This is a genomic window from Tamlana crocina (assembly GCF_012037625.1).
The window spans coordinates 259,720-285,170 of record NZ_JAAVJS010000002.1; the positions used below are offsets into that span (position 1 = coordinate 259,720).

Genomic DNA, 25,451 nt, shown 5'->3' on the forward strand with positions numbered 1-25,451 from the left:
AACACCGTGTAAAAATAATTGCTTGGTTCTTGCCTACTCGGAAAATCCTCGCGGATTTTCTATTTGGTTTTTATTTGCTAAATTAGATGCGTTTAACACGCTACTAATCATACACAAACACGTTATAGATATTGTTTTTAAATAATTTTGCGGGCCGCACTATGGGGCGGCAGGAATATTTTTCGTTTTAGGCGCTATAAACAGATTTAAATACACCTACAAAAATTCATTAGCTTAAACTGTTTTTAGGATGGGCGACATTTTAAATGACTCAAATTAGAAAACTACTAATCAACTGTTAAATACGTACCTTTGAAACTTTGATTTAAAACCATAACTTCAAGCGCCTTTTCTTTGGAATACCTTACTACCTCTATGGAGGCTTTACCATTGGCCATTTCAATAATTTCACTTCCAGTCGGTGTCCCTAAACTTTTAATAAGTTCTCCTCCATTTAAGCACTGAAAATATACTCGTTCATCATAATCTAGGCATTGTAATCCGTTATTATCTATGGCAGTGGCCGTAACAAGATAGTTTCCATTCTCCAATAAGTTATAGGTTAATTTTAGCGCTTTTGCTTTTCCGTTTTTTTCATACCTATAATTAACCTTCAAAATATCTTTTACCGGATTGCTTGTTTCTGTTTTTCCTATAGCAACAAGTTCATTTGCACCTTCAACAAATTCTAGTTCCCAATTTAAACCGGCAGCAGGAAAAACTTTAACATCTCTTTTTTTTACTCCTAAACTTTTTCCGTTTAAAAACAATTCCACTTCACTACAATTACTATATACACTTATTGTCCTGACCTTACCTTTTGGCCCTTGACGCTCAGTCCACGTATGCGATTCTATATAGGCAAAAGGCGTTTTACTCCAATAGCTTTTAAATACGTAAAAAGCATCTTTTGGTCTTCCATTTCTATCCACCAAGCCTTTTTGATTTATATACGGCATAGCATTTTCTGGACGTAATGGTGTACCAAAATCTTTAAACGCCCATTGCACATTTCCTACAAATGTGGAATCATTTTCAGAAATTCTTAAATGCCAATCAAACAGATCAACAATGTAATTTTCACTCCAATCACCTATTTGGGCAATATTGGCTACATCGGTTTGCACAATGGCTTCTTCCCATCCGTCGGATTCAATTTCACCTTCACCGGTAATTGGTGTTTCTGTATGGCGACCTACATGACTTGACCCTCCATACTCAGCATGCAAAAAGTGAGGATACTCATTCTTATAAGTATCTATAGCCTTTTGATAGCTTTTATAACTTCCTGAATACCAACCAGACCAGATTGAAGGGGAAAACACATCAACAATATCAGCGCCCTCGTAATACTTTCTTATTGCGGTTTTTCTTGATGGGTCTAAATCATGAGCAAATGCATTCAATTCACTTAAATAGGCATTTATCTTGGCTGTTTCGTCACCACCTTCAAAATCAGGCAACCAATAAATTTCGTTTCCTAATGACCACAAAATAATACTAGGATGGTTATAGTTTTGAGTGATTATTTCTTTCAACATGGTTTTCGTGTTTGCTTTCCAAGCATCGTTACCTACTCCTCCTCTACACCAAGGCAATTCATCCCAAACCAAAAGCCCCAATTCATCACAAGCTTTGTAAACTTCTGGATCTTGCGGGTAATGTGCTAAACGCACAAAATTAGCACCCATATCCTTTATTAAAGCCATATCTGCTCTGTGTTGAGCATTAGTCATGGCAGCACCAACACCCGCATGTTCTTCGTGTCTGTGCGTACCCCTTAACAATAATCGTTTTCCGTTTAGATAAAATGCACCGTAATCTTTAAACTCAAACCACCTAAAACCTACTCTATCTGACACAATATCAATTACCTTTCCATTGGACAGAAGTTCTACTTTCAGCGTGTACAAATATGGCCTGTCTACATGCCATAATTCAGGATTTTGTATGCTTTTAAATGAAAATTTCGATTTATTTCCTACAATATTCCCTTTTTCTGACGCTTTCTTTTTTCCTGCAGCGTCATACAAAACTGCTCTTGTTGTTAAACCGGATTGTTTGTTATAGCCGTTTATTACAACAGAAGCCTTTAAGACTGCATTATGTTTTGATACTTTTGGTGTCAAAATTTTTAAGTGTGCTAGGTTTTCTCTTGGTGTAGTTTTTAGCCAAACATCTCTAGTAATGCCTCCGAAAATGAAAAAATCGCTTTTTTGAGATGGAATAATTTCTGGATTAAATCCATTATCAACTCTTACAAATACCATATTTGACCCAGACTTGACGACCTTGGTTATATCAACTTCAAAGCCAATGTACCCTCCAATATGGCCTCCTACTTTTTTACCATTTACATAAACTTCACTTGTTATATTTGCACCCTCAAAATAAAGGTGATAATTGTGACCTTTAACCACATTATGAATGTTAAGCTCTTTTTTATACCAACTTGCACTTCTTCGATAGCCCGGAACAATATCTGTAGCATCTAAAGCATTCCATGAATGTGGTATCTCAATATTTTTCCAAGCATTTTGTTTCATGGCTTCAGATAAAATTTCTGTATTATTTTCAAGATAAAACCAATTCGTGTTTATATTTATTTTCTCCCTTATAAGATGACTTTGCGGAACGACATTCCATGAGACCGCCAAACAGGATAGTGCACAAAGAGCTAACACCTTTGTAAAAAAGCTTTTTATATACATTTTATAGAATGATTAAATAATTTGAAAGCGCTTGATTGTATAGCAAACATTGTAGAAAAGTAGTGCGGCATCATGCCCTTGAACTTGCCCTGCTACCAAACTTTATTTTTCAACTCTTAGCCGAAGTAGCGTTTGCAGAAAATAATAATCTCCATAAACTATAGGTTCATCCATTTCGGATTTTTTAGACCAATCGCCAAAACTATGATCAAGTATAAACGGAATAGTATTCTCTGGAGGTAAAATATACTTTATTGATTTTAAACTATGTACTACTTTTTTGCTATAGTTAATATAGGCCTCATTTCTTGTATACCCATAAAGTTCAACACATGCCGAGGCCACTATAGCGCCTGCCGAAACATCGCGTGAAACATTTGGTATATTGGGATCGTCAAAATCCCAATAGGGAATACCATCTTCAGGTAATTTTTTATGGTTAATAAAAAAATCGGCGGTAGCTTTTGCCCTGTTCAAAAAACGTTGATCTTTAGTATAACGGTATGCCATAGTGTATCCATATATAGCCCAGCCTTGACCTCTTGCCCAAGCAGAATTATCATGTATACCTTGGTGTGTTACCTTCATACGTACTTGTCCAGAAATGGTATCATAATCTAAAACATGCCATGTACTTCCATCTGATCTAAAATGGTTTTTCATAGTAGTTTCTGCATGTTTTACTGCTATTTCATGGTATAAACTATCTCCTGAAAGTTTTGTTGCCTCAAACAACAGTTCTAAATTCATCATATTGTCAATAATGACTGGAAACTGCCAAATATCTTTATTAAAATCCCAGGAACGAATGCTCCCTATTTTATCGTTAAACCTTGTAGATAAAGTCTTGGCACTTTGAATGAGTACTTCTTCATAGTAAGGACTGCCATTAAACTTTAACCCATTCCCAAAACTAGAAAATACCTTAAAACCCATGTCATGTGTTTTTCCGTTATCTTTCTCACGCTCTATTAAAGGCGTCCATTGCTCAGCTCGCTCTTTATAAGCTTCATCTCCAGTAATCGCGTATATTTGCCAAAGGTTACCTACAAAAAAACCGCTTGTCCAGTCTCTAGAAGATACTTTTTTTATCTCACCTGTTTTATAAGAATAGCTTCTGGGAAAGGCTAAAGAATCTATATTGTAGTCTAATAATCGAGTGAACCTTTTTTGCAATAATGAATCTATTTCCATCTCATTACCATGAGATTTTTTATTTTCACCCTTGGATTTGCATGCCGATAAACACGCAAACCCAAGAATAAAAATAATCAAACTAATTTTGTGCATAATGGTGGATTAGTAACCTGGATTATTAGGTTCTAAATTAGGGTTACGTTGTAATTCATCATTAGGAAGTGGCAATAAATAATCCCTTGATGGATTAAAATTTGGTCGTTCCTCAAAGCCTCCGGTACCAAATGCTGTGGTTCCTATATCACGTCTCTTAATATCGTACCAGCGTTTAAACTCAAAGGCCAATTCCCATCTACGCTCCTCTAATACCATATTTCTAAAATCTGCCTGAGACATTCCAGGAGTAACATCTGCTGGGAAGCCAGAACCGTTACCATTTCTTGCTCGAGCCCTAACTCTATTTACATAACCATCTGCTTCCGTAGTACCCGGAGTCACTTCATTCAGAGCCTCAGCCGCAATTAACAATACTTCAGCATAGCGTAATTGTGCGTAATTATGCTCTGAGCCTCTACCGTTACCATTTGAAGTTTGCCCAGTAAATCTAGCATATTTAGCGATGTAGGCACTTGGAATGTTTCTGGCGTCATAATTTGGAAAATTCATAAAAGTATCTACAACACCATTAAAAACACCTGTAGTATCCAAACTAACCGCTTTTCTATAATCTCTACCATCCCATCTGTTATACACTTCTATACTTGGCACGGCAACAGACCAACCACCGCCGTTACCATCTTCATTAGCTCTTATACCTGTTAAAGCTGCTGTATAATCTTGCCCGTAATTACCATCTCTAAAGCCATTATAATCTATAGTAAACAAGGCCTCTTTTAAACTTCCTTGTTTGGCAGGATTAAATAAATCTTGAAAATCTGCTGCTAATTCTAGACCAAATCTTCCTTCATTATCTATTACAAATTTTGCTTCATTGTAAGCCTCTGGGAAACTTTTCATCGTTAAATGCACCAATGCTAAATAGCCGGCAGCAGAAGCCTTGGTTGGCAAGGCAGAATTAGATGGCAAATAACTATCTGGCAACCACTGTTTAGCAAATTCTAAATCTGCAATAATATTAGCATAAACCTCAGCTGCAGGTGTTTTCGATATCTGAGACGCTGCAGCAATTTCCTGTACTGGTGCATCTAGGTAAGGAATATCTCCAAAAAGTCGTACTAAATGAAAGTAAGTATAGGCTCTCACAAAATAGGCTTGAGCAACAACTGGATTTAAGGTTCCTTCGGCTAGACCTAGTCCATTTCCACCAGCTATAGCCTCATTTGCTCCTGCAATGATTTGATAGGCTCTTGGCCAAAACGCAGTAATCATACCATTGTCATCTGCTACTGTAAAATTATCATGGTCTTTACGTCTTCCTGCTGTACCTTGATCTCCAATACCTACCATATCGCTTCTTAGCATTAATGGTAAAGAAAATTTTCGGCCCCAAAATGCTTCTTCAGACAAGTTTCCGTAAGCACCATTAATTGCTGTTTGTACATCTTGTATGGAATTAAAAAACCCATCTGGCGAAAGAACAGACACTGGCTCTTCCTCTAAATCTGAACATCCTAAAATAGGCAATACCATTAAAAGGAATATATATTTTAAATTTTTCATTTTTTATATTTTTTATTTTAAAACTTAAGATTTATACTAAAAGTTATGGATTCTATATTAGGATAATTCCCATAATCGAAACCTTGATTTACATTGGCATTTTGAGAGCCAGAAGCTTTATAACTCACTTCAGGATCGGTACCTGGATAATCAGTAATGGTTAATAAATTTTGGCCACTAAGTGAAAACCTAACTTTATTCATTCCTAATTTTTCTGTAATATTTTCTGGTAAATTATAACCAAACACTAAATTCTTTAAGCGAACATAAGTGCCATCAAAAACAAATCTAGAATTCATACGTTTCTCTCTAGTATTAGGAGAGGGTACATCTGTATCGGTATTACTAGGCGTCCATGCTTTTAAAGCTTCTGTTGTAGCATTAGAGCCTCCAGATGCAAGCTCAGACAAGGTAAAACTATAAATATCACCTCCTACTGCACCTTGGAAGAATATACCTAAATCAAAATTTTTATATTTAAATGTATTGTTAAATCCAAAGGTCCAATCTTGGTTGGGGTCTCCTATAATTTTTCTATCAGAAGAACTTATCTCTCCGCTACCATCAACATCGGTAAATAATTCATCTCCTGCTACAGCTCCACTAAATGTTGCGGTTCCCTCAGGTAAAGCTCCACCTTGATAAACACCTCTGTATTCATAACCAAAAAACTGACCAAGCGCTTCTCCTTCTCTAAGAATATGTGTTTCATCTTGTAAAAAATGCCCTGGAGCTGCAGACGGTAAAAAGAAATCTACATCACTACCAAATAGTTTTTCTACCGTATTTTTGTTTTTAGACCAGTTTATATCTGTTGACCATGAGAAATTATCGTTTCTAATATTTCGTGTTGAAAGTGTTATTTCAACACCTTTATTGTTTATCTCACCAATATTATCTAAGAAATTAGGATTTAAAAAGCCTGTATACTCTGGTGTATTACTATTACCTACTATTAAATCTTTTGTGTCTATATTATAGACATCAACACTTAATGAGGCTTTATTTTGCCAAAGTCCTAAATCTATACCAAAGTTGGTTTGATAAGATGATTCCCATTTTAAATTAGGGTTTGCGGGTCTACCAGATACCACAGCATTTACTGTTTGGTCTCCAGTTACAGCGTAAATAGACTGTAAGGTAGCAAGAGATTGGTATGGTGCAATAGACGGATTTCCTGTAACACCATAACTGGCTCGGAGCTTTAGGTTAGATATCGTTTCGTTATCCTTTAAGAAATTCTCGTTTGAGACTTTCCATCCTAATGCACCAGAAGGGAAAAAGGCATATTTATTATTTTTAGCGAAGTTTGAAGCCCCATCACGACGTGCTGTAAAAGTGATTAAATACTTATCATCATAATCATAATTGATACGACCATACTGTGATTGAATCTCAAACTCACTTAAGAAAGATGCTGGAAACAGTTGCGTTGCACCGCTATCCAATCTTAAATAAGAAACGCTATTACTTACAAAACCCTCAGCCCCAGCTGAATTCGTTACAGTTTTATCTTTCTGGTAAGAGTATCCTGCCAATAATGTTAAATTTCCTTTTCCAATTTCTCTGGTATAAGTAAAATAATTTTCACTTAATAAATTGGTATTCTTTAAATTGGCTATTCCCGCTATACCACCTTGATCTCCAGCAGAAGTTATTAAGGTTGAAGGCGTAAACTGTCCACGGGTTTGGTTTCTAGAGCTAAACCCAAAGGTAGATTTAAAAGTCAACCCTTCAATTATTTCATATTCACCATAAAAGTTTGCTCGATATATGTCTTCTATAGTTTCGTCAACTCTCTCGGTAGCCACAGCAAAGGGGTTATCAATATCATCTCCAACAGAATTGAATGTGTTATTTCCGTTTTCGTCTAATACATCTAAATCTGGAGCAAACCTGTAAGCTATTGAAATAACATCACCACTTCCCCTACCACCACTGTTAGCCTGGGTAGAAACACCATCTTTGGTACTTCTAGTGCCAAAGGTATTAAAGCCTAACTTTAGTTTATCACTAATTTGAGCATCAATGTTACTTAAAAATGAAAAACGCTCAAAACCAGAGTTGATTACTACACCATCCTGATCGAAATAGTTACCAGACACATAATAATTCATGTTGTCTGATCCTCCAGAAAATGATAATTGATGATTGGTAGTATGGCCTGTAGTGTAAATAAGGTCTTGCCAATCTGTATTAGCAGACCCTTGTGTATAAGAAGGATTGATTGCACTGGTATAATCTGCAAATTGACTAGCATTCAGTAAATCAAGCCTATTAGAAGTAGTTTGAATTGCGTAATTACTGTTCAATTCTACAGTCATCTTACCCTTTCTACCCTTTTTAGTAGTTACCAAAATAACACCGTTAGCCCCTCGAGACCCATAAATAGCTGTAGCAGAAGCATCTTTTAAAACTTCTACAGATTCAATATCTCCTGGTTGTGGGTAGGTTGCACCCACAAATCCATCAACGACTACAAGAGCAGCACTACTTGCATTTATAGAAGTGTTACCTCTTATGGTTACATTAATTGGAGTTCCTGGTTCGCCACCATTGTTAGACTGAACGGCCACACCTGCGGCACGACCTTGCAGTGCCTGCTGAGCATCTAGCACAGGAAATGCCGTAACCTCTTCTGATTTCACAGAGGACACGGAGCCTGTTATATCACTACGTTTGGCTGCTCCATAACCTACTACAACTACCTCATCAAGGGCACTAACGTCTTCTTCTAAAATGACGTTGATTGTAGTTGAACTACCAATGGTCAATTCTTGGGAAACAAATCCCAAATAACTAAATACAAGCACAGCTCCCTTTTGGGCTTCAATGGAATAATTGCCATCAAAGTCGGTTGAAGTTCCGCTATTACCTCCTTTAACAATAACATTTACTCCTGGCAGAGACATGCCATCTGTAGAAGATGTTACAGTACCTTTCACTGTTTTTTGCTGAGCACTAGCAGATAGCGCTAAACAAAAACCTAGTAATACAAAGAATACATTCTTTAATCGTTTGGTTTTTCTCATTAGTTTAAATTTTAGTTAATTTAGCTTAAATAGATAATAATAAGACTAAATAGCACAATGATTGTGATAAGGACTATCTCAACATAATACCAATTTCGCCTTTGGTTTTTCATATTCTAAAACTAGAACAAAGAACCGAACTTGAAGTACAAAAAAGGGGGTAAAAAAGTACAATCAACTATTTTTCAATAGTTTAAGTTAAATAAAATTTAAACTTCTCTAAACTTATTTGCGTATTGGGTTGGTGTTTTTCCAAATTTCTTTTGGAAGCACTTGCTAAAATACTTAGGATTTTTAAACCCAACCCTATAACTTATTTCAGAAATATTGATTTTACCTTGCTCTAGCAATTGAGCGGCTCTAGTCATTCTAAAATGCTGTACAAATTCATTAGGAGTAAACCCAGACCAAGCTTTGATTTTTGTAAAAAGCATGGTTCTGCTAACCCCTAATTCCGAACAGAAAAAGGGCACATCAAATCCATCATTACCAATATTGCTCTCTACTATCTGAACGGCTTTTTTATAGAGTTTTTCATCGATGGAGGTTACCGTTACTTCATTGGGTTGTAAAAGGGTACTCTCGGTAAACTTTTGTTTTAATCGTGCATTAGCATCTAGAATATTTTTGATACGCACCTTAAACTCTTTTACGTTGAATGGCTTACTTATGTAGTCATCCGCCCCACGCTCTAAGCCTTCCAATTTATAGACCAAAGAAGTCCTTGAAGTCAATAATATCAAGGGAATATGACTTGTTTTAATATCATTCTTTACCGCTGCGCAGAGTTCGGTACCTGGCATTACAGGCATTACAACATCGCTTATAATAAGATCTGGAGTTTCTTTTATGGCAAGGTTAAAAGCTACTTTTCCGTTTTCTGCCTCAAGAATATTGTAAACATCCTTTAAGATACTTTTCATGAACTTGCGCAAAGGTTTATTGTCTTCAACCAAAAGAATTGTTTGTTTCCCAGCTATTGGCAGTGTATCAAGAGCATCGTCAAGGCCTAGTGTTTGGGGTTCTAATTGATCAACATATTGAGACACATCATCACTAAACTTAAAATCTTCAATAATTTCGTCATCAGACAAATGATCACTACCTAATAATAATTCCACACAAAACACAGAGCCTTGGCCGCCATTGTTAGCTTCCAACTTGATACTGCCCTTATGCAAATCCACAATATTTTTTGCTATTGACAACCCTATGCCAGTCCCCTTGTTATAGTCGTTATCTGGCCTGTTATTTACAGCTACCTCAAAAAAACGCTCAAATATTTTGTCTTGGTATTCTTCAGCGATGCCTACACCGGTGTCTTCAATTTTTATCAACACGCTATGGTTTAGTCTTTCAATCTTCACATTAATTTGTCCTCCTTTTGGTGTATATCTAAAGGCATTTGAAATCAAATTATAAAATACACGTTCTAATTTATTGCGGTCATAATACACTAAGATAAGGTCTTGAGGGGCTATAAAATTATAGTTATAACTCCCATCTTTGGCAAATTCTGAAAATGACAAATAGATCTCTTTTAAAAACTTAACAATATTACCTTCTGCCGTTTCTAATTTATAAAGATTATTTTCAAGCTTTCTAAAATCCATCAACCTATTGATAAGCTGCAATAAATGATTGGCGCTATTTTCAACAACCAGAAGCTTTTTGTATATTTTATTACTGCCCCTATAGTCCTCAATAATCTGATGAAGCGGCCCTAAAATTAGTGCTAGTGGGGTTCTAAATTCATGTGAAATATTGGTAAAAAATTCTAGTTTTGTTTTGTTGATTTCCTTTGTTCGCTCAGCCTCAAGGTGCTCCATCTCCAACTGATGCCGCAGTTTGGTTTTTGACTTTAACACATCTATTAAGAAATACAGTGCCGTAACTATAAACAAACCGTAAAGCATAAATGCCCACCAACTTCTCCAAGGGGCTGGTCTTACTTCTATATCAAGGCTTGTAACGTCCTTATTAAAAACACCATCACTATTAACACCTCTAACTTCAAACACATAGTTTCCTGGGTTTTGAATGGTATATGATGCCGTATTATTTGATGAAAAATTCCACTCTTCCTCTAAACCCGCAAGCCTATATTGGTAACTGTTGTTATTTGAGTTTATAAAATTAGGTATGGAAAACGTAATACTAAAGTTACCTTGGTCGTGAGACAACCGTATGGACTTGGTAAACGGAAGTGCTTCATGTAAAACTTCATTTTCATCGTTTAAGGCTACGGGCTCATTTTTAATGGTAAAATCTGTTAAAATAACCTGTGGCGCATATGTGTTTTTGTTTAAAAGGTTTGAATTAAAAAAAGACACTCCCGTGGGCCCTCCAAAGTAAAAATCAGATCTGCCAACCTTTAAAGCCGCATTATTATTGAACTCATTCCCCACAAGCCCATCACGCTGATTAAAAAGCTCTAGTTGCCCTGAATTTATGTTGTATTTTACTAAGCCTTGATTTGTGCTTAACCATAGTGTATGCGGTTTGTCTTCTAAAATACTGTTTATTGATGATAATTTGATGTTGTTTTCCTTTAAAGGTATTGGCACAAAGGTTGTTCTTTCTAGTTTAAACAAGCCTTTTGCTTTTGTTCCCACCCAAATATTACGATTACTATCTTGAAATACACATAAAATATCATCACCGTATTGCCTATTAAAATCATAAAAATAAGGCGTAACTATCCCGTTGTTATCAATCTTGTTTAATCCCTTTTCTGTCCCAGCCCAAACATTTTGTTGGTCATCAATCATTAAGGCTCTAATCAAATTACTGGATAATGATTTTGAAATATCATCACTAGCACCAATTACATTATATGTTTGTAATGCTTGGTTATATTTTACAATACCCTTACCAAAGGTGCCTATCCATACATTTTGATATTTATCTTTTTGAATACTATAAATACCAACATCACTTAAAAAACTTTTCAGTTGACTGGGTAAAGTATTTGTTTCAAAGGTTTTAGTAGACAAGTTATAAATTGCAAGTCCTCTATTAAATGTACCTATCCAAATTTTGTCCTTGTCAATAATACTCAAAGCCTTTATGTTATTGTCAGGAAGTTGGTTTGTGGAACGTTGTTCAATATAACTAAACGACTGTAGCGTTTTATCGTATATGTTTATACCTCCACCTTCGGTTCCAAAAAATACAAGATTGTCATAATGCGCTATTGAGCTCACTACATTGTAATTTAAACCTCTATTCCCTAATTTATGGGCATAGTTTATAAAATTCACATTAGATTCATCCCAAATATTTACCCCTCCATAATAAGTACCTATCCATATCGATCCTTTTTTGTCTTTGAACAAACACTTTATGGAATTCTTACTCAAACTTTTAGGATTGTTTAAGTCAGACATCAAGGACGCTACAACTTTATTGTTCTTAACCACTGTTAAGCCATTGTAGGTCCCAATCCACAATAAGCCTTTAACGTCATACAATAGCCTCCTTACGTTTTTACCAGCGTCGTTTTTCTCTCCAACAATAGGAAATGTTTTTACTTTTTTGCTAACAATATTATATGAAAGAACGCCACGAGATTGTGTTGCCATTAATATTTCACCGTTCTCTGATTCTATAACATCTTGAATATAAACCGATGTTGTTTTGGGTATCGCTTTAAACTTGTAATTACCATTATTGTCTTTTATAGCTTCACTTAACCCCGACGTGGTTCCAATATAGATTGTTCCTTCTCGTGTTTCTAAAATTGACAGTATATGGTTACCTAAAAGACTTTCTTCTGAACTACTTTTTACATACGTTTTAAAGGTATTAGAATCTTGGTTATAAACCGAGAGACCGTTTGAGGTACCAATCCACATTTCTCCATTGGACATTTCTTCAATAGTCCATACGGTATTATTGCTTAAAGACCCCTTGTTTTGTTCGTGAAAGTATCGGGTAAATGTATCAGACCTAGGGTTATATTTGTTCAAACCATTGTAAGTTCCTATCCAAATGAAACCTTTAGAATCCTGCTTGATAGCAAGAATATCGTTATTGCTTAGCGAACTTTCGTCATCAAAATCATTACGGTAAATCTTAAATTTACTGCCGTCATATCTATTCAATCCATCTCGGGTACCTATCCAAATCTGACCTAAATCGTCTTGTTCTATAGCTATGGCCGAACTTTGCGACAACCCTTCAGCTGTAGACAAGTGTGTAAATTGATAAACTTTCTTTTGCGCAACACCACAGTAAAACAGACCCAAAAAAACTATGAGACAAAAAACACGTTGCATAGAGTTATAATTAGTATAAAACAAATATATAGAAAGTACAAAACGGTCAAACATGTAATACAAGTTTTAATAATTTCAATAAAATCAAACATGCAATTATTATAAACAAAATGTAGTACTCTATAGTTAACTTTAGTACTAAAGTAGGCTTAAAAACAATCAATTGGTTAAAAAATTTTAACAACTCATTATGCCATACTTTCTGGCTTGTAACCTCAATTTTTTATGCAAAAACCATCAATTCTTCCTAAAAGCTTTTACCCCAGCCTCTACTCTTGTTTTTAAATAATTTTCGCGGGGCACTATGGGGCAGGAATATTTTTCGTTGTAGGCGCAATACGGGTTGTAGGCTTTATTGAAATCAATGACCATGGTGTCGCCATCTGGAATTCGGGCATCGATATAGCGGCCGCCACCATAACTTTCCAGTCCATTGGTTTCATCTAAAAACGGTAAAAAGAGGTAACCCTCATAGCCTTCCTCTTTCATTAAATCTTTCCCTTGATATGCATTGAGTTTATATTTTTCGCCGTTGAGTTCAAAATGCAACACACCATAAATCCGTTCTTGCGAAACTCTATCTGTAGTTGTTTTCATACTAAACCATTTGGAGTTAGGTGTTCGCTCCAAGCGGGCATTTACCACATAGGCAGAATCGAACTTAAAAAAGTCCAATCCTTCAAAATGCTTTCGGTCTTTATCCTTTAATGGCGATTTTGAAGCATCCTTAAAATCGGCATTCAATTCTTTTTGAAATTCGGTTTCACCCAATACCGGGCGTTTTTTTTGCGCACAGCCCGATAGACAGATGAGCATTAAAAAAAGGATGCCAATTTTCTTCATTTTTAAACATTTTAATTTCAAAAATACAATTTCAAAATATTTTATATAAGTTTGTAGTTCAATTATAAAAATAAACATGCGCAGTAACGTCACAATTCTCAGAAAACAATGGACCGCTTCTTATAAGGGAAGCTGTTGGACTTGTTATATATTGTGATGATGTTATTATAAATTAATGCAATATGTAAAAGTCCGACCTCAGCGTCGGACTTTTTATTTTAGTGAAACCAGCAATTTAAAAGCTAGCGGATTAAATTGACTTAGTTGAACTAATCCTGATGTATATCAGGATCTAATCAAAAAAATATGTGAAATAAAAACAGAACAATTATAACTCATGAAAAGGCTACTCAACAATTACTTAAACACATTTAAAGGCTTATCGCAAGAGGTATGGTGGTTGGCACTCATTACGCTAATAAACCGGGCGGGCACAATGGTTATTCCGTTTTTGTCGCTTTACCTCACCGAAAGTTTAAACTTTTCGCTTAGCGATGTGGGATGGATTATGAGTGCCTTTGGTTTGGGGTCGGTAATCGGGTCGTGGTTGGGCGGCCGAATGACCGACAAAGTAGGATACTACAAAGTAATGGCTTTTAGCTTATTGGCCACAGGATTTCTGTTTATTGCCCTTCAGTTTTTGCATACTTTCGAAAGTCTTTGTTTCGGCATTTTTTTGGTGATGCTGGTAGCCGATATGTTCCGCCCGGCCATGTTCGTGGCATTGAGCGCATATAGTAAACCCGAAAACAAAACGCGTTCGGTTACCTTAATACGATTGGCAATAAATTTAGGGTTTTCGGCAGGCCCGGCCATTGGCGGACTCATAATTACCACATTGAGCTATGGCGGATTGTTTTGGGTTGACGGGATTACCTGCATTATCGCCACACTGGTTTTAGTGATGGTTTTAAACCCTAAAAAAGCCAAAGTGTTGGACGAAGTTGTGGTCAACAACCCCAAATCGGCCTACGATGACAAAGCATTTTTGATGTTCTTGGTAGCTATGGTACTGTTCGGCATTGTGTTTTTACAGTATTTTTCAACCATGCCACTGTATTACAAAGAAGCGCATTTACTAACCGAATTGGAAATCGGAATTTTATTGGGCACTAACGGATTCTTAATTTTTTTATTAGAAATGCCTTTGATAAAGTGGTTGGAAAACACCCGATTCACCAAAACGGGATTGATGCTTTTTGGTGCCATTTTAACAGGCAGTAGCTTTTTAATTCTGAATTTCACCCCGTGGAGTGGCGTTTTGGTTTTGGGCATGCTGCTGATGACCGTTGGCGAAATGATAACCTTTCCTTATTCCAATGCTTTTGCTTTAGATCGCGCCAAAAAAGGCAATCAAGGCGAGTATATGGCATTGTATTCCATTGCCTTTTCCATCGCCCATATTTTTGGGCACAACGCTGGCATGCGCTTGGTTGACAAGCTGGGCTACGACAACACTTGGTACATCGTTACCCTACTGGCTGCGTTTTGTGTATTTTTGCTTTTTGGCTTGAGTCGTTATTTGAATATGAAAAAAGCACAGCGGCAAAAATCAGTAGAACCTTTGATTGAAAATACTTTAATTGAACATGAGTGACATTATAAAAAGAGACATTATCATTATCGGCGGAGGCCCCATAGGCATTGCTTGCGCGTTGGAATGCAAAAAACGTGAATGGGATTATTTGATTATTGAAAAGGGAGCGCTAACCAACTCCCTTTTCAATTATCCAAAAAACATGACGTTCTTTTCGACTTCTGAAAAATTGGAAATTGACGCCATTCCGTTTATAAGCAACAACCCCAAACCCAACCGCGACGAAGCTTTGGAATATTACCGTAGGGTAACCACTTCCAATCAATTGCATATCAATCTTTATGAAAACGTAGTTTCAGTTGAAAAAACTTCCGAATCCTTTAAAATTACAACGAGTAAAAACCATTATTCAGCCAAACATGTCATCATCTGTACGGGGTTTTACGACATCCCAAAACTACTGAATGTTCCCGGTGAAAGTTTGCCCAAAGTCACCCACTATTACAAAGAGGCACACAATTACAGTATGCAGGACGTTATTGTGGTGGGCGCAAGTAATTCGGCCGTTGATGCCGCGTTGGAAATTTGGCGCAAAGGTGGGCGCGTTACCATGGTGGTTCGTGGTGATACCATTGGCGAACGGGTAAAATATTGGGTGCGCCCCGATATCATCAACCGCATTGAAGAAGGTAGCATAAAGGCCTATTTTAATTCTGAAATTGCTGAAATAAAACCTGAAAAGGTGATTATAAAAACCCAAAACGGTACAATGGCCATCCCCAACGATTTTGTGGTGGCGCTTACGGGCTACCTACCTAATTTCGATTTGTTGGCCGATAGCGGTATAACGGTTTCGGATGATGGAAAGCGCATCCCCACTTACAACAGCGATACCATGGAAACCAATGTGGAAAACCTGTATTTGGCCGGGGTAATTTGTGGCGGAAAGGAAACCCATAAATGGTTTATTGAAAACTCCAGAATCCATGCCAAACAAATTACGGAACATATTGAAACGAAAATGGCCCAATGAACTTAAACCAAGTAACCATACCATCTAAAAACCTCGAAAAATCGGTAGCCTTTTATACGGCTTTGGGTTTGCGGCTTATTGTGGAGTCCATGCCACGGTATGTCCGTTTTGAATGCCCCGATGGCGAGGCTACGTTTTCCATCCACCATGTTGATAAATCACCCAAAGGTAACGGCATCACTATCTATTTTGAAGAAGAACATTTGGACGAATGGGTAAAAAAACTTCAGGAAAAAGGGTTCAAATTCGATGTTTTGCCAACCGACCAGCCTTGGCTGTGGCGTGAAGCGCTTCTACAAGATCCCGATGGCAACCACATTATTTTGTACTACGCTGGTAAGAACAGAAAAAATCCGCCATGGCGTATTGATTAGAAACCGTCTATTTTATTGGAATCACTTCCTTTTGCTTCACCACGCGCGATAGCACAATTTGGGTTTTCGATTCGCCGTAAGTAATCAGTTGGTCAATAAAAGATTCCAAATGTTTGTTGTTCTTTAAAACCACCTCCATTACTATATTTTCGTCGCCCGTAATGCGGTAACAATTTATCACCTCTTCGTAGGTTTTCACTTTTTCCAAAAACGGTTTTAATTTCCCCATAAAAGCCCGTAAAGTGATAATCGCTTTTAACTGATAGCCAATTTCAAACGGCGAAACAATCGCTTTATAGCCTTCAATGATGCCCAAGTCTTCCATACGTTTTATCCGTTCTGAAACGGCCGGAGAACTAATGCCCACTTGACGCCCAATTTCGGCATTGCTCATCCGTGCATTTTGCTGCAAACACCTTAAAATCTTGCTGTTAATCGAATCGACACTCATTTAAAAGAAAATTAATATGAAAAACTTAAATATTAAACCAAAAATACAATTTTACTTTAAAATCTAAAGAAGAATCTCCTGTCTTGTGAGTAATTTTGATAAAATTGCTTTTTGGAATAGATTATGTTACACAATACCCCATCAAACCTATCGGATTTACCGGTTTATAAAAAAGCCTTAGAGATTTTTGCACTGTCGCAAAACATTTCAAACTACCTAAATAACGACCTATCGCTTTTAAAAACAGATGGTTCTGAAGACCAAAACATCTACTTTTCGGGCGATATTGTGCAGCAATCGGTGTCGTTGGCTCCCGAGATTTTGAATGCCGAATTGCAGCGTTATTCCGACAAAAAGCACAAACATTTGGCTTCGTTGAGAAAGTTGACCAATAAGCTTTATAAAAACTCCTATAGATTGGAACGCTCCAACAGCAACGGAAAAGATTTTTTACCCATTTTACGCAGCGAGTTGAAAAAATTCAAAAAGCTTCAACGTTCGTGGATACTTAGTCTTTAAATATTCCGAGGGCTTAAATTTTAATGAATTTTTGTCCGCAGCCTTCAATACATTGGTACCACAAAATTAAGTTTTCGCCCTCTATTTGGTAATATATTTTAGCCCCCTCAAAGCTACAATCTGGTGGGGTTATTTTACCGTCATGCCAATCGCTTTCATTAGTTTCGATATAAGTACCCGTGGTTTCATCGCCAATTTCGGTGGTGATATAGCACATATCTCCATTAACCGTTACCGAGCCATCACTAAAAAACTCAAAAACCCGATTGCTGCTTACAGGTTGGAACGTGCCACTGCCATCGCCTGGATCCATTAATTGCTCAATGAGTTTCCATTTGCCCAACAAAGTTTCATTTTCTTTGGGTTTATGGTTATCGTTGGAAGAACAACCACATAAAATTAGCACCAAAATAACATAGATAAAACGGTTCATTTCTTTGGGTTAAGTTTTTATTAAGATGACAAAAACTGAAATGGGTTGCGTAAAAACAAACAAAAACCCAGAAATTTAAAAAAAATTAGGGGCTTAGTATTTATAATCACTAGGTTTTTATGTATTATACATTCCTGCTTTTAGGTTAACAATACTAGCTTCCAATTGATAGTGCTTTTCAGATTTTACAATGTTAATTAACTAATCCAAATGGTTTTCCGAACGTCTCTTAAACGTGTATTTTAATGTTGTTTCCATAGGTAAAGATTTTAATGTTTGGGTTGCCAGGTGCTTTTAACACACTGACTTACATAAAACTAAACCCCAAACCATTGGAAATGAAAAAGCCCCATTTTATTTACTGACTTACTTCCATTTAGCGTGACTTGGATATAGCTTCTTATATAATTTCCCATTTTTAAAGTTCTTAAAAACGGCTTTTAGTTTTTTTGTAGATAAAATATGAACTACAACGTGTTAAATTATTATTTCGATACATAATATTTAACTTACAAAGTAAATCTATAAGTCATGTTGAAAAAAACACTTCTAATTGAAAACAAAAGCAAAATCACTACCAAAAACCTTCAGTTACAAATTAAAACAGACGCCCGTATTTCGAACATCCCCATTGAAGACATTGGTTTTATTGTAATAGACAATCCCGAAGTTTACATAAGCATAACCGCCCTAAACTTGCTGATAGAAAACAACAGTGCCGTTATCATTTGCGGAAAAACACATTTGCCCAACGGGCTCTTTCTTAACCTGAACAGCCACCACATCCAGCAAGAATTATTTAAAAACCAAATCAATGCCAGTGTTCCGTTAAAAAAACAATTATGGCAGCAAACGGTAAAACAAAAAATAACCAACCAAGGCTTACTTTTGGAAATGGTAACGGGCAAACCCAATACCTTCGAATACTTAAGCTCGAAAGTATTAAGTGGAGATACCAGCAATATGGAAGGCGTTGCCGCCAATTTTTATTGGAAATCTGTTTTTGAACAAGATTTTAAGCGTGAACGTTTTGGCCAATATCCCAACAATTTTTTAAACTATGGGTACGCCATTCTTAGGGCGGCCACCGCACGTGCCCTTTCGGGCAGTGGATTATTGAACACCTTGGGCATTCACCACAAAAACAAGTACAATGCCTTTGCTTTGGCCGACGACATTATGGAACCCTTTAGGCCACTGGTTGATGAGGCCGTATTTACTATTATAGCACATTATGACGAACAAGAGCTCAACACCGAAATAAAATCAATACTGCTGCAAGTGCTCACCAGAACCGTTTATTTTAAGGATGAAAAAAGTCCGTTGATGGTCGCCTTACAAAAAACGGCCAGCTCGCTACAGCAATGTTTTTCGGGGAAACGGAAAACCATAAAATATCCCGATTTATGGAACTAAACGGATATAGGATTATGTGGTTATTTGTATTTTTTGATTTACCTACCGATACGGCCAAAGACCGAAAAAATGCGGCCAAATTTAGAAAAAACCTTTTGAAAGATGGTTTTGCCATGATGCAATACTCGGTTTATATGCGGCATTGTGCCAGCAGCGAAAGTGCCGATGTACATGAAAAGCGCATAAAGCGCCTTTTACCTCCGTTGGGCAAGGTTAGCGTACTGCGGATAACCGACAAACAATACGGCAACATCATGAATTTTTGGGGACGCGCCGAAGTGCCCAAAGAACCGCCTCCCACCCAATTAGAGTTGTTTTAAAACCAAAAAATGCCCCAATCTTGCCTTATCACTGCAAAAAACGGGCATTTTTGAAAACGATATTTACACGTATTTTTCTGAATATCAAAAGACAACAAGCCAAATAATATCGTGTTTTCTAATCTTTAATCAAACCACAACAGTAAAATAGTATGAAGTTCGTTCGTATTGAATATCGTGTTTTCTAATCTTTAATCAAACCACAACACCATGTATATTACGGTAAGTGCGCATAACAATATCGTGTTTTCTAATCTTTAATCAAACCACAACCTTCACCCAACGCATACCAACCATAAACGCAATATCGTGTTTTCTAATCTTTAATCAAACCACAACATAGTAGACGCCGAGGACTCCAGACACGTAATATCGTGTTTTCTAATCTTTAATCAAACCACAACATCTGCTGGTGCTACTATTATAACCAATAGAATATCGTGTTTTCTAATCTTTAATCAAACCACAACTTGTGCTTTCCTCTGGATTGCAATATGGTAATATCGTGTTTTCTAATCTTTAATCAAACCACAACACCAAATTGGTTACCCGTTGGAATACCAAAAATATCGTGTTTTCTAATCTTTAATCAAACCACAACGGGGTAGGCGGTAGGTTTTTTCCAGTTAAAAATATCGTGTTTTCTAATCTTTAATCAAACCACAACAACTATTGTTTCACCGATATAAGTAGCGAAAATATCGTGTTTTCTAATCTTTAATCAAACCACAACAAAAAAGGGGTTGTTTATTAAACCGCCTGAAATATCGTGTTTTCTAATCTTTAATCAAACCACAACCTATGTTTAATAAGGGTTGATTAAAAAGGAAATATCGTGTTTTCTAATCTTTAATCAAACCACAACTACTTACGTGAAGCGCTTTGGCCTGTATGCAATATCGTGTTTTCTAATCTTTAATCAAACCACAACTACCGATTAAGGTATTTTGTACTACTGCCAAATATCGTGTTTTCTAATCTTTAATCAAACCACAACGCTCGCTTCGCTCGCGTCGTTTTTTTTTGGGCATTAATGCTAAAACTTTTATGTCAATGAACTAAATTTTGTATTTCAAAGTCCTGTCTACCTATAATCGTGGTAATCACTATTCCATTTTTAACAATTTTATAATAGATAGCGTCTACGCCACAAACACATTTGTGATAATTTGACTTAATATTTGATACAGATGGAAATAAATAAGGGTTTCTAGCAATTTTACTAAAACAATCGTGCATCATATCAAAATATCTATCAGCTTGTTCTATACCAAACCGATTAATACCATATTCATAAATACGCAACAAATCTATTTTAGCTTGTTCGCTTAAATCATAATTATACATTTAATCTCTCCTTAAACTCCGCAAGCATTTGCTCTTTAGTTTGCTTTTTGGCCAAACCACTTTTTTCTCCTAATTCAATTTTCATCCTCACAAATTCGTAGTATTGTTCCTGCTTTCTTGCTTGTTGAATCAAATAATTTACAGCCTCACTTTTGCTATTGAATTCTGCTTTTGAAACTTGGTCTTTTAACCATTCGTCATTTTGTTTTGCCAGAGTAATACTTTGTCTTGCCATAATTAACAGATTTAGTGGTGTAAATATACACCAAAAAGACTAAGATAGAAAATCTATTTTCCCTGATGCGTGCAGTTTAAAATCCCTTTCTTCATACACTGCGTTTATATTGCTTAAACTGATTCTTAATTTTTGGGCTGATTTTTCAAAATCCAATGAAGATTCTTTTTTCAAATCCTTATCTGCTCCTCCTTGTGCATGATGGCGAAACTGAATTCTACCATCGCTTTCAAATTGGGTAATTTTAAACAAGCGTTTACTCAACTCTTTATTTGAAAGTGTTTTCAGCTCTTCCTGATTATTCTCATAAAAAAGAGCCATTTGGTTAACTTTTAAAAGTTTGGAAAACGGCAATAACAGTTCACTTTTCTTGCCCTTGTTTTTAAGCAGATTATCTTCTATAGGTATTTCCATTTTGGGACTACCTTGGTTATGCTGCGCAAAATCAAAAGCTGAAATAGTTTTAAACGCTAATGTTTTTTTGCCTTTGTTATTTACCGTTTCATAAATTGCCATTGCAAAAATGTTTTCAAGTGTTGCGTAATAGCTTTCTTTATAGGGCTTTCTGCGTTTTTGTGAAACGTGACTTTGTGCTTTAATTTTTGGCAAATCGGTATTTCTGGTTTTTACCCGAACGCGCTTAATGAGCATTTCTTGTGTTGCATTGCCTTTTTCATCTGTTTCACTTGGCAGTAAAATGAAACCTTCTTCGGTTCGTATGTTTTTGAGTCCGTGTTTTTCTATTCTGGCTTTAATGCCTTCATCAACTATACTTTTCACATCGCTTTCAGAAAAAGAACTGTTAACTGGTTTTCTAACTACAAACCATATTTCTTTTTCATTATTTTCATTTTCGCGTTCTATGGCTCCATAAAAAGTATCTTTATGCAATGAACCTCTTACACCTTGCCCTTTTTCAAAAATAACTTGACCAGAATTGTTATACTGAATTTTGTTGCGTTTGCGCCATTTTCGTTTGGTCTGTACTCCTATATTGTCCTTGTGCTTGTGTACCACAATAATGGAATCTTTAAGGTCATTGATGTTTTCGGTAAAAGTACCCCAAGGTTTTTTCACCTTAAATTTGTTACTATACCTGTTCTCTTCCGATTCTTTAAAAGCTTGAGCCAAACTATCACGAATGCTTTTATCCATACAGCTTAACACCATAGCATCTATAGCGTGGTGGTAGTGATAATTGCGGTCTTTTTCGTCTAATCCCCAAGATTTTCTAACATCGGCAACCATAGTTCCTTTTGCTGGAAACACTTTTGGAAAAAGTGATTTTAAAAACAAAACTGAATATTTTGTGATAATGCCTGTATCTACCAACTGGCTATTTTTAAAATTGGGCTTTATTTCGGTTGCCGTAAACCTGTACAGTTTTTGTTTCCAGTAGTTTTGTTCTAGTTTGAGGTAATGGCGTTGCTGTATAGCTCTGTTTTTTTGTTCAACAGTACTGGCAACTTTTGAAAAATATTTTTGTTGTTCTATTTTTTCCCGTAAATCCTCAATTCTTTCTTCCCAATGTTTGGTGTTCATTAAAAAGTGCTGTTTGTATTCATCTTCCAGTTCTTGCGGAATCCTGTTGCCTTTTATCTGGTTAATGCTTTTATCTGCCAGTGTTTTATTGGCAAGCGAATTATCAAAAGATTTGCTTCTTGGAAAAGTATGCTCTATTTCAAATTCGGGATTTGAACCCAAAAGTTTTTCGCAATTAATGGTTTTGCTTGTGTACAAACAAACACCATTTTGCTCTTGGCACAATCTATATTTAACAATATCGGTTTCTGTTACTACCGAATTGGTGTCCTTGGCAAATTCTTCTAGTTTGTCTTTAAACTTTTTGTTTTCATTTTCACGTTCGCGCTGCCACCTTTCAATAGCTAAACGTTTGTTCTTGTCGTTAAGCTCTCTCGCCAATTCAACAATAATTTCGGTATCTGGCGCTATTTTGTTTTCTTTCAACAAGGTGTTTACCAATTTCCGAAGATAAAACAGCGTACGCATTGCCATTGGGTTTTTTACCGAATTGGTAAACGGTAAATCCAAAAAGCCATCTTGACTTTGTGGATAGGCATCCATTGCCGACGGATGATACAATGTATCGGCTTCTTCTTTTGAAACTTTATATTCTTGAACCAAAAAGTCCTTGATAATTTCATCAACTCGTGGTTTTGAGAGGAAATAACCTCCAACTCTACGTTTTTGTAATTGCTTCTGGAAAGTGATTTCTATTTCAGTTTGAAGCGCATCTTTTTCGGCATCAGTCTTTGTTTCCCATGCTTCATTTCCATAAAAAGCTATTATTTTTTCAGTAACGTTTTTTTTGTCGGTGTCATCAAGCACATAATCATAGTTGGAATTGTCGTATTCTTTAACAAAATCGTCTACCAAACCGTTTACAATATCAATTTTTAAGGTGTCATCTTTATAATTTGAAATAATATCTATTATGGTGTCTTGGATAAACGTTTTGTTGTCATTCCATTTTACTGCACCTATTATTGCATCAATATTGGCAAAAAACACGGCATAAGGATAAATGATTTTTTCTTTTAGAAACGGCAAAATCTTACCGATTGCCTTTTTGCTCAACGAGGAATAGCCTGGTTTTAGATTGATTTTTTCGTAGTATTCAATTTTATCTTCGGTAAGCGCATAACACTCTCTAATAAAACTTTTTACTTTTTCTGAAGTGATGTCGTTAACAAAATCGCCTGCAAAAAACAAGGTGTGCCAAAGCTCATCTACCAATTCTTCTTCACTTTTGTTGTCTTTCTTTTTGTAGGACACTTTTATTTTTTGTTTACAATCGTCCCAATCTTCGGCATCAAAAACTTCAATCAATCTACTAATAGTTGGGCTTCCCACAATTGGATATTTGTCTTTGTAATTGAAAATGAAAAACAAATTGTTCTTTTTCGCTTCCTTGTTAATGCTCTTGGAAATATCCAAAAACTTGAAATTTTTGGCACTAACCCTATAAAATTTATCTAAAGCTATTTTGTAGTATTCCGGATATTCTGAAAGAAACACAAAATTATCGCTATTGCGTTCCCTAACTTTTATAGAGTTTAGATACTGGTACATCCTAAACTCTTCAAACATAGGATGGCTCACGGCACAACGCGGTTTGGTTTTTTCTAAAGTGCATTTACCAACAGTTCCCTTTTGCGATTTTAAAGGTCTTTGATAAAAAATGGCATTAAAGAATTTATCAGCCAACTCTTTGCCAACACCTTGGCTTTTCATCAATTCGTTAAATTCCTGCACATAACTTATCCTTGAGGAATTTACTTCTTGGTCATCGGCACTGAATTTTGTTTTTCTAACTTTTCTGTCTTGATTTAGCAAATCAAAATAATATTCACCTAAAGTTTTGAAGCCATTTTGCTTTAATAATTCTTGTTCCTTTTTAAATTGTTCTAAATCTTTCCCTACATCAGCATCTTTTCTTCCGCTTTTAAACCCTCTACGCTGGCAGATATGGTACAAGGCTCTTCCTAACTCTTGTTTGGAAACAGTAGCGTGTACTGCTTTAGCCCTAACCTCATAGGGATTGATTTTTAACCACTCTGAAAACGCTTCATTTTCAGTAGGGTATTTCATTTCCCTATCTTTTTTATAATTGGACCAAATTTCAAGCTCTGTAATGGACAATGGGCAATATCCATTTTCTATCAACAATTTGAGCAAGTCTGTTTTTCTTTGTTTGCGTCGTCTGTAAAGTTTTCTGGAAGCTCTATGTTTGGTGCGTTCCGATGCCAATGAAAATTCCACGCCTTTTTCTTCTCCAACACCTTGCGGAAATACCAAAACATTGGTATCTATAATTTGGTTGCCTTCTTTTTCGGTATTCCTAATGGCCCAACCAATACTATTGGTGCCTAAATCCAATCCTAATATTTTTGCCATAATTTTCTTAAAAAACTATAAATATACATAGATTACAAAAACAAAAAAATACGTACAAACACGTATTTTTTTAACCAGATATTTCTACTATATTTGTATTAGATTAATATTTCTAATCTTTTAATCTTATCACAATAAGGCTATATGCCGTAGATGAAAATCTTTAGTCCTGCTTCGGTAGGACT

17 protein-coding genes and 1 CRISPR repeat array are annotated in these 25,451 nt (G+C 36.0%); of the genes, 6 read left to right on the forward strand and 11 right to left on the reverse strand.

What is annotated here, in order from left to right; all coding sequences use genetic code 11:
- Positions 1-287: 287 nt before the first annotated feature.
- From HC176_RS02420 to HC176_RS02445, 6 genes are all read right to left on the reverse strand, one after another.
- Positions 288-2,546 carry a glycoside hydrolase family 2 protein gene (locus HC176_RS02420; protein WP_483414746.1) on the reverse strand — a complete coding sequence of 753 codons (2,259 nt, stop codon included), beginning with the start codon at positions 2,544-2,546 and terminating at the stop codon, positions 288-290.
- A gap of 267 nt (positions 2,547-2,813) precedes the next feature.
- Entirely contained in the window at positions 2,814-4,001 is a 1,188-nt protein-coding gene (locus HC176_RS02425; RefSeq protein WP_167916584.1) for a glycoside hydrolase family 88 protein, read from the reverse strand.
- Positions 4,002-4,010: 9 nt separating this feature from the next.
- Positions 4,011-5,498 (reverse strand): RagB/SusD family nutrient uptake outer membrane protein, encoded by a 1,488-nt coding sequence (locus HC176_RS02430; RefSeq protein WP_245234817.1) that lies wholly within the window; start codon positions 5,496-5,498, stop codon positions 4,011-4,013.
- A 47-nt stretch (positions 5,499-5,545) separates the two neighbouring features.
- Positions 5,546-8,560 (reverse strand): SusC/RagA family TonB-linked outer membrane protein, encoded by a 3,015-nt coding sequence (locus HC176_RS02435; protein WP_167916586.1) that lies wholly within the window; start codon positions 8,558-8,560, stop codon positions 5,546-5,548.
- A gap of 209 nt (positions 8,561-8,769) precedes the next feature.
- Positions 8,770-12,756 carry a hybrid sensor histidine kinase/response regulator transcription factor gene (locus HC176_RS02440; RefSeq protein WP_245234818.1) on the reverse strand — a complete coding sequence of 1,329 codons (3,987 nt, stop codon included), beginning with the start codon at positions 12,754-12,756 and terminating at the stop codon, positions 8,770-8,772.
- Positions 12,757-13,077: 321 nt separating this feature from the next.
- Positions 13,078-13,683 (reverse strand): DUF1684 domain-containing protein, encoded by a 606-nt coding sequence (locus tag HC176_RS02445; protein ID WP_167916588.1) that lies wholly within the window; start codon positions 13,681-13,683, stop codon positions 13,078-13,080.
- A gap of 337 nt (positions 13,684-14,020) precedes the next feature.
- On the opposite strand from HC176_RS02445, the gene HC176_RS02450 reads away from it, so the two are divergent.
- From HC176_RS02450 to HC176_RS02460, 3 genes are read left to right on the forward strand one after another with little or no spacing between them, the layout of a single operon-like run.
- Entirely contained in the window at positions 14,021-15,280 is a 1,260-nt protein-coding gene (locus HC176_RS02450; RefSeq protein WP_167916589.1) for an MDR family MFS transporter, read from the forward strand.
- Positions 15,273-16,253: a YpdA family putative bacillithiol disulfide reductase gene (locus HC176_RS02455; protein ID WP_167916590.1), complete on the forward strand. Its 981-nt coding sequence runs from the start codon at positions 15,273-15,275 to the stop codon at positions 16,251-16,253. The genes HC176_RS02450 and HC176_RS02455 overlap by 8 nt, the downstream gene beginning before the upstream one ends.
- A complete protein-coding gene (locus HC176_RS02460) occupies positions 16,250-16,627 on the forward strand; it encodes a VOC family protein (RefSeq protein WP_167916591.1) in 378 nt (125 codons plus the stop codon). The genes HC176_RS02455 and HC176_RS02460 overlap by 4 nt, the downstream gene beginning before the upstream one ends.
- A 7-nt stretch (positions 16,628-16,634) precedes the next feature.
- Here the strand turns inward: HC176_RS02460 and HC176_RS02465 are convergent, their stop codons facing one another.
- Positions 16,635-17,078, reverse strand: coding sequence for an Lrp/AsnC family transcriptional regulator (locus HC176_RS02465; RefSeq protein ID WP_167916592.1), 444 nt, complete (start codon positions 17,076-17,078; stop codon positions 16,635-16,637).
- A gap of 123 nt (positions 17,079-17,201) precedes the next feature.
- On the opposite strand from HC176_RS02465, the gene HC176_RS02470 reads away from it, so the two are divergent.
- Positions 17,202-17,597, forward strand: a complete 396-nt coding sequence (locus tag HC176_RS02470; RefSeq protein ID WP_167916593.1) for a hypothetical protein — start codon at positions 17,202-17,204, stop codon at positions 17,595-17,597.
- A gap of 13 nt (positions 17,598-17,610) precedes the next feature.
- On the opposite strand, the gene HC176_RS02475 is transcribed toward HC176_RS02470, so the two are convergent.
- Complete coding sequence (locus HC176_RS02475) at positions 17,611-18,030, reverse strand: hypothetical protein (protein WP_167916594.1); 420 nt, start codon at positions 18,028-18,030, stop codon at positions 17,611-17,613.
- 531 nt (positions 18,031-18,561) lie between these two features.
- Here HC176_RS02475 and cas1 point away from each other — a divergent pair.
- Both cas1 and cas2 read left to right on the forward strand, forming a co-directional pair.
- A complete protein-coding gene (gene cas1 / locus HC176_RS02480; protein WP_167916595.1) occupies positions 18,562-19,446 on the forward strand; it encodes a type II CRISPR-associated endonuclease Cas1 in 885 nt (294 codons plus the stop codon).
- Positions 19,437-19,766, forward strand: coding sequence for a CRISPR-associated endonuclease Cas2 (gene cas2, locus HC176_RS02485; RefSeq protein WP_167916596.1), 330 nt, complete (start codon positions 19,437-19,439; stop codon positions 19,764-19,766). Before cas1 ends, cas2 begins: the two co-directional genes overlap by 10 nt.
- 105 nt (positions 19,767-19,871) lie before the next feature.
- Positions 19,872-20,763: direct repeats of the CRISPR family, unit length 36 nt; unit sequence AATATCGTGTTTTCTAATCTTTAATCAAACCACAAC.
- A gap of 53 nt (positions 20,764-20,816) precedes the next feature.
- Here cas2 and HC176_RS02490 read toward each other — a convergent pair.
- From HC176_RS02490 to cas9, 3 genes are read right to left on the reverse strand one after another with little or no spacing between them, the layout of a single operon-like run.
- A complete protein-coding gene (locus HC176_RS02490) occupies positions 20,817-21,113 on the reverse strand; it encodes a type II toxin-antitoxin system RelE/ParE family toxin (protein ID WP_167916597.1) in 297 nt (98 codons plus the stop codon).
- On the reverse strand, positions 21,106-21,348 hold the full coding sequence (locus HC176_RS02495) for a ribbon-helix-helix domain-containing protein (protein WP_167916598.1): 243 nt from the start codon (positions 21,346-21,348) through the stop codon (positions 21,106-21,108). Before HC176_RS02495 ends, HC176_RS02490 begins: the two co-directional genes overlap by 8 nt.
- 39 nt (positions 21,349-21,387) lie before the next feature.
- Positions 21,388-25,266, reverse strand: a complete 3,879-nt coding sequence (cas9, locus tag HC176_RS02500) for a type II CRISPR RNA-guided endonuclease Cas9 (RefSeq protein WP_167916599.1) — start codon at positions 25,264-25,266, stop codon at positions 21,388-21,390.
- Between the last annotated feature and the right edge of the window lie 185 nt (positions 25,267-25,451).

Bases quoted from the DNA above. Each gene is read 5' to 3' on its own strand.
- HC176_RS02420 (WP_483414746.1), bottom strand. From the start codon at position 2,546: ATGAAACAAAATGCTTGGAAAAATATTGAGATACCACATTCATGGAAT.
- HC176_RS02425 (WP_167916584.1), bottom strand. From the start codon at position 4,001: ATGCACAAAATTAGTTTGATTATTTTTATTCTTGGGTTTGCGTGTTTA.
- HC176_RS02430 (WP_245234817.1), bottom strand. From the start codon at position 5,498: ATGGTATTGCCTATTTTAGGATGTTCAGATTTAGAGGAAGAGCCAGTG.
- HC176_RS02435 (WP_167916586.1), bottom strand. From the start codon at position 8,560: ATGAGAAAAACCAAACGATTAAAGAATGTATTCTTTGTATTACTAGGT.
- HC176_RS02445 (WP_167916588.1), bottom strand. From the start codon at position 13,683: ATGAAGAAAATTGGCATCCTTTTTTTAATGCTCATCTGTCTATCGGGC.
- HC176_RS02450 (WP_167916589.1), top strand. From the start codon at position 14,021: ATGAAAAGGCTACTCAACAATTACTTAAACACATTTAAAGGCTTATCG.
- HC176_RS02455 (WP_167916590.1), top strand. From the start codon at position 15,273: ATGAGTGACATTATAAAAAGAGACATTATCATTATCGGCGGAGGCCCC.
- HC176_RS02460 (WP_167916591.1), top strand. From the start codon at position 16,250: ATGAACTTAAACCAAGTAACCATACCATCTAAAAACCTCGAAAAATCG.
- HC176_RS02465 (WP_167916592.1), bottom strand. From the start codon at position 17,078: ATGAGTGTCGATTCGATTAACAGCAAGATTTTAAGGTGTTTGCAGCAA.
- HC176_RS02470 (WP_167916593.1), top strand. From the start codon at position 17,202: ATGTTACACAATACCCCATCAAACCTATCGGATTTACCGGTTTATAAA.
- HC176_RS02475 (WP_167916594.1), bottom strand. From the start codon at position 18,030: ATGAACCGTTTTATCTATGTTATTTTGGTGCTAATTTTATGTGGTTGT.
- cas1 (WP_167916595.1), top strand. From the start codon at position 18,562: ATGTTGAAAAAAACACTTCTAATTGAAAACAAAAGCAAAATCACTACC.
- cas2 (WP_167916596.1), top strand. From the start codon at position 19,437: ATGGAACTAAACGGATATAGGATTATGTGGTTATTTGTATTTTTTGAT.
- HC176_RS02490 (WP_167916597.1), bottom strand. From the start codon at position 21,113: ATGTATAATTATGATTTAAGCGAACAAGCTAAAATAGATTTGTTGCGT.
- HC176_RS02495 (WP_167916598.1), bottom strand. From the start codon at position 21,348: ATGGCAAGACAAAGTATTACTCTGGCAAAACAAAATGACGAATGGTTA.
- cas9 (WP_167916599.1), bottom strand. From the start codon at position 25,266: ATGGCAAAAATATTAGGATTGGATTTAGGCACCAATAGTATTGGTTGG.